This window comes from Burkholderia sp. Se-20378 (assembly GCF_017104665.1).
GTDB lineage: Bacteria > Pseudomonadota > Gammaproteobacteria > Burkholderiales > Burkholderiaceae > Burkholderia > Burkholderia lata.
This window is the reverse complement of the sequence record NZ_JAAGPG010000557.1, coordinates 1-4,997: the sequence shown is the minus strand read 5'-3', so window position 1 is coordinate 4,997 and position 4,997 is coordinate 1. Positions and strand designations below refer to the sequence as shown.

5 protein-coding genes and 1 pseudogene are annotated in these 4,997 nt (G+C 69.4%); 4 read left to right on the top strand and 2 right to left on the bottom strand.

Annotation, left to right across the window (positions count from 1 at the left end; all coding sequences use genetic code 11):
- The 4 genes and pseudogenes from G3N93_RS33570 to G3N93_RS33555 form a co-directional block, all read left to right on the top strand.
- Positions 1-206: pseudogene (locus G3N93_RS33570) on the top strand (ABC transporter permease); the annotation flags it as partial.
- A gap of 43 nt (positions 207-249) precedes the next feature.
- Positions 250-660: a group II truncated hemoglobin gene (locus G3N93_RS33565; protein WP_174942657.1), complete on the top strand. Its 411-nt coding sequence runs from the start codon at positions 250-252 to the stop codon at positions 658-660.
- Positions 661-765: 105 nt separating this feature from the next.
- The gene (locus tag G3N93_RS33560) at positions 766-1,497 is read left to right on the top strand and encodes an alanyl-tRNA editing protein (protein ID WP_206134896.1); all 732 of its coding nucleotides are present in this window, start codon (positions 766-768) and stop codon (positions 1,495-1,497) included.
- The gene (locus G3N93_RS33555) at positions 1,494-2,111 is read left to right on the top strand and encodes a DUF924 family protein (protein WP_206134895.1); all 618 of its coding nucleotides are present in this window, start codon (positions 1,494-1,496) and stop codon (positions 2,109-2,111) included. Before G3N93_RS33560 ends, G3N93_RS33555 begins: the two co-directional genes overlap by 4 nt.
- Before the next feature lie 194 nt (positions 2,112-2,305).
- Here the strand turns inward: G3N93_RS33555 and G3N93_RS33550 are convergent, their stop codons facing one another.
- Positions 2,306-4,198: a glycosyltransferase family 39 protein gene (locus tag G3N93_RS33550; protein WP_206134894.1), complete on the bottom strand. Its 1,893-nt coding sequence runs from the start codon at positions 4,196-4,198 to the stop codon at positions 2,306-2,308.
- A gap of 229 nt (positions 4,199-4,427) precedes the next feature.
- A partial coding sequence (locus G3N93_RS33545; protein WP_206134892.1) for an SDR family oxidoreductase occupies positions 4,428-4,997 on the bottom strand: 570 nt, incomplete at its 5' end.

The window sequence follows — 4,997 nt, the reverse complement described above, 5'->3', positions numbered from 1 at the left end:
CGCTGGCCGGCGCGCTGGCCTCGGCGGGCGCGATCGCGGTCGGCTGGGTGCTTGCGTCGCGCGTGTTCGATTTCCAGCTCGCGGTCGATCCGTGGCTCGTGCCGGCCGGCATCGTGGCCGGCGTTGCATGCGCCGGTGCGGCCGGCTGGCTGAGCCTGCATAATGTGTTGCGGCGCCCCGCGCTGCAGTCGCTGCGCGACGCATGAGCGTTGCCGGCGGCCCCGAAGATCCTGTTTTCCGACTATCCGTATGACCGATGTGAATGACGATGCGCCGTCGCAGCCGACGGCGTTCGAGCTCGTGGGCGGTGAAGCCCGCGTGCGCGAAATGGTGGACCGCTTTTACGACCTGATGGACCTCGAGCCCGAGTTCGCGCAGATTCGCGCGCTGCACCCGGCATCGCTTGACGGTTCGCGCGACAAGCTGTTCTGGTTCCTGTGCGGGTGGCTCGGCGGCCCCGACCACTACATCAGCCGGTTCGGCCATCCGCGGCTGCGCGCGCGGCACCTGCCGTTCCCGATCGCGTCGGTCGAGCGCGACCAGTGGCTGCGCTGCATGGCGTGGGCGATGGACGACATCGGGCTGCCCGAGCCGCTGCGCGAGCGGCTCATGCATTCGTTCTACGACACGGCCGACTGGATGCGCAACCGGCCCGGTTGATCGACCGGTACGCCGCCGTCCGCGCGCGGGACGATCTGCGTCTGGGCGCGCGCGCCGCGCGGCGCGACACTGGCCGCTTCCCCCAATCGATACGAGGCTCGCCCGATGACGACACAAGCGCTGTTTCGCGAAGATGCGTACCTCACGCAATGCGATGCGGTCGTCCTGGCTGTCGGCGACGACGGCATCCGGCTCGACCGCACCGTGTTCTATCCGCTCGGCGGCGGCCAGGCCGGCGACACCGGCACGCTGACGCTGCCGGACGGCAGCACGATCGCGATTGCCGATACGCGCAAGGCCAAGTTCGACGGCGCGACGCCCGACGACGCCGTGCACGTGCCCGCACCGGGGCAGGAGGCGAGCGTCGCGGCGCTTGTGCCCGGCACGCACGTCGTCGCGGGGATCGACTGGCTGCGCCGCTATCGCCACATGCGGCTGCATACGGCCGCGCACCTGATGTGTGCGGTGCTGCCGTACGCGGTCGACGGCTGCAGCGTGACGGCCGACTACGTGCGGCTCGATTTCGCGACGTCCGACGCAATCGACCGCGATGACGTCGAGCGACGCCTCGCCGGCCTGGTGGCCGGCGCGCACCCGGTCACGACCGAATGGATCACCGACGACGAGATGGCCGCACGGCCGGATCTCGTGCGCACGATGAGCGTGAAGCCGCCGATGGGCCTCGGCCGCGTGCGGCTGCTGCGCATCGAGCAGGTCGACCTGCAGCCGTGTGGCGGCACGCATGTGCGCAACACGTCCGAGATCGGCGAGCTGCGGGTCGCGAAACTGGAAAAGAAGAGCGCGCGCACCCGGCGCCTCGTACTGGAGTTTGCATGACGATTGACACCACCCACGCGGGCGCAGCGGCGCTCGATCCGCAAGCGCGGGAGATTCTGGATTTCTGGTTTGGCGAGCCGGGCTCGGCCGAATTCGGGCAGGACCGCAAGGTCTGGTTCAACGGCGGCGCGGCGTTCGACGACGTGCTGCGCACGCGCTACGGCGCCGTGCTCGACGCCGCGTGCGACGGCGCTTGCGATCACTGGGCAGGCTCGCCGTCGGGGGCGCTGGCGTTGATCATCGTGCTCGACCAGTTCTCGCGCAACATCCATCGCGGCACGCCGCGCGCGTTTGCCGCCGATCCGAAGGCACTCGCGCTCGCGCGCCGCGTCGTCGCGGCCGGCTGGGACGCGCAGTTGCCGAGCGGGCATCACCGCGCGTTTGCGTATCTGCCGTTCGAGCACGACGAGTCGGTCGAGAGCCAGCGCGAGGCCGTGCGCCTGTGCGCGGGCATCCGGGACGAGGCAGGGTGCGAGAGCTATCACCGCTTCGCGTTGCTGCACGCGGCCGTCGTCGAGCGCTTCGGCCGCTTTCCGCACCGGAATGCGATTCTCGGTCGGGCCTCGAGCGACGAGGAGACGGCGTTTCTTCGCGAGCCCGGCTCCTCGTTCTGAAGATCCGGGTGGTGGCGTGACAAGGGGAGGGGGCAGGCCCGCGGAATCACGCTCACGCGGGCTTGGAGGCCGTAGGGAACGCCGGTCGACGGCGCGCATTTCCCGAGGGCTGTTCGCTGCTCAGGCGGGGGGCTCACCGCTGCAAGCCTGGCGTGAGGGAGGGCAAGCACGACGCCGCGCCGTGCCTCCCCGCATTACTCCGCGTGCTGTTCGGGCGTGCGAACGTACACGCGCAGCAGTTCGTCGTTGTCGCCCGGGCGTGCGCCCGTCCAGAACAGTTTCCATTCGTTGCCGGGCGCCGGATCGACGGCCCGCACGCCCTGGACGATCATCCACGTGCAGCGCGTCGTCTTCGCGTCGGCGATCGGCGTGTGCTGGATGTCGGAGAAGTAGTACAGCATCGGCGCTTCCGATTCACCGAGCCCGTGCAGGCTCGCCATGCAGTCGCCGTCGTTCCATTCGAGCGCGAGGTGTGCGTTCAGGTCGTCGAACACCGAGCGGTAGCTCTTCGCGACGTCGAGCCACGGCAGCAGCAGCGTGTAAATGAGCCCCCATGCGACGAGTGCGCCAGCGCCCCACGACAGCGCGCCGCGCCAGACGCCCGTCGCGCGCAGCTTCGGCAGCAGCGTCAGCCAGCCGACCGTCAGCACGAGCGCGCCGATCACGAGCGCGGGTTCGATCGGCATCGCCCAGTCGAGCGGCAGCCAGCGGCCGAGCAGTGCGAGATCCTTGCGCGACGCGGCCGGATCGGCCATCACCGCCCAGATGGCCCATGCGAGCGCGGCGGTCGTGCCGAACAGGATGCGGCTCAGGTAGTCCCACGCGAGATGCAGCTGGCGCGGCAGGCGGTCGATGGCCTGTGCGGCGACCAGCGCGAGCGGGGCGAAGAACGGCAGGATGTAGAGCTGGCGCGACGTCGCGGACACTTGCAGCACGACGAGCCCGACGCCCGCGAACATCACGGGCAGTGCGATGCGCGGCGTGCGCCAGTCGCGCCATGCACCGCGCGCGAGTGCGACGATCGCGAGCGGTGCGACCGGGAAGCCGACGGCCAGGAACGCGCGCAGGATGAAGAACGGCTTGTCGTTTTCCGCGCCCAGTTCGGGGACGGAGAAACCGAAGAAGCGGCCGACGTTGTTATCCCAGAACCACGTCATGAACAGCGTCTCGGAGCGCAGGAACAGCGCGATCGGCCAGATGAGCGCGAACGGCGCGAACACCAGTGCGGCGACGCCGAGCGAGCGCGCGAACGAGCGGGTGCGGCAGGCCGGATAGAGCACCAGCGCGCCGACGAGCGTGGCCGCGAACACGAGCGGCACGAACAGCCCCTTCGTCATCAGCGCGATGCCGACGCCCGCACCGAAGATCGGCGCGGCCCAGCGTCCCGACGGACGGACCGGCAGTCCGTGGCGCATCTGCTGTGCGCGCGCGACGTGCTGCATCACGAGTTCGAGCAGTCCGCAGAAGGCGATTGCCGTGCCGGCGAACAGCGCGACGTCGGTCATCATGTCGTGCACGTGCTTGATGACGACGAGCGTGCTCGCGCTCAGCACGACCGGACCGATCACGCGCAGGTCGAACCAGGAGTCTGCGCGGCTGGCGACGCGCGCCGCGCGCGCGATGAAGCCGAATGCAAGGGCGGCGAACAGCGCGCTCGCGAGCCGTGCGGCGTCGTGCAGCGGCATCACGCGCTGCAGCAGCCATGCGAGGCTGGTCGCGACCCACGCGTAAAGCGGCGGCTTTTCCATGAACGGCAGGCCGGCATTGGTCGGCACGACGAAGTCGCCGGTCTCGAGCATGTGCTGGATGATGCCGAACGTGTAGGTTTCGTCCTGCTTCCACGGATCGTGGCCGAGCACGCCGGGCAGCGTATACGCGCAGATCAGCGCAGCGACGAACAGCCACGTGCGCCAGCCGAGCAGGAGCGAGCGTTCGCGCGTGGTGCTGGATGCGGCGGTCGAGGCGACGATGGGCGTGCCAGCGGCGTCGAGCGTTGCAGCGAGATTGGCGTCGGCGTTCGAATGGGTGTGCTGGGCCGGAGCGGGCACAGACGTGCGTCGCCGGCTGGGCGCTGCGGTTCCAGGCATGGAAGGAATCTCGGGTCGAGTCGAGCGGGTCCGGCGACATGGGCAGGACCGATTGGGGCCACATCAAAGGCCAACGGACGGGTGTTTATGACACCTGTCTGAATGTCCGCTAGTAGACCACGGAATTGTTACGGAGGTTTACCGTTCGTGTCACGGAATTGTGGAGATTTGTGGTGTCGTGACGACGGATTGTTTCGAGCGGCGGTTTTTGCTGCGCCGCAGGGTGGAATTACCGGCCGCCGCCGACGTCGAGCAGGGCGCCCGTCGTGTAGGACGCCGCGTCGCCCAGCAGCCAGACGATCGCTTCGGCGATCTCCTGCGCTTCGCCCGCGCGGCCGAGCGGCGTCGTTGCGCCGAGGCGGGCCGCACGGCCCGGCTGGCCGCCACTCGCGTGAATTTCGGTCTCGATCAGGCCGGGGCGTACCGCGTTGACGCGCACGCCGTGCGGGCCGAGTTCCTTCGCGAGACCGATCGTCAGCGAGTCGACCGCGCCTTTCGACCCCGCATAGTCCACATATTCGTTCGGCGAGCCGAGCCGGGAGGCGATCGACGATACGTTGACGATCGCGCCCCCGCGGCCGCCGCGGTCGGTGGACAGCCGGCGCGCGGCTTCGCGCGCACACAGGTACGCGCCGAGCACGTTGGTGTCGAACATCCGCCGCAGCCGGTCGGCCGGCATGTCGGCGAGCGGCATCGACGGCGCGACGATGCCCGCGTTGTTGACGAGCGCGTCGACGCGGCCGAATGCGGCCGTGACGGTGTCGAACATCGCGACGACATCGGCTTCGTTCGCGACGTA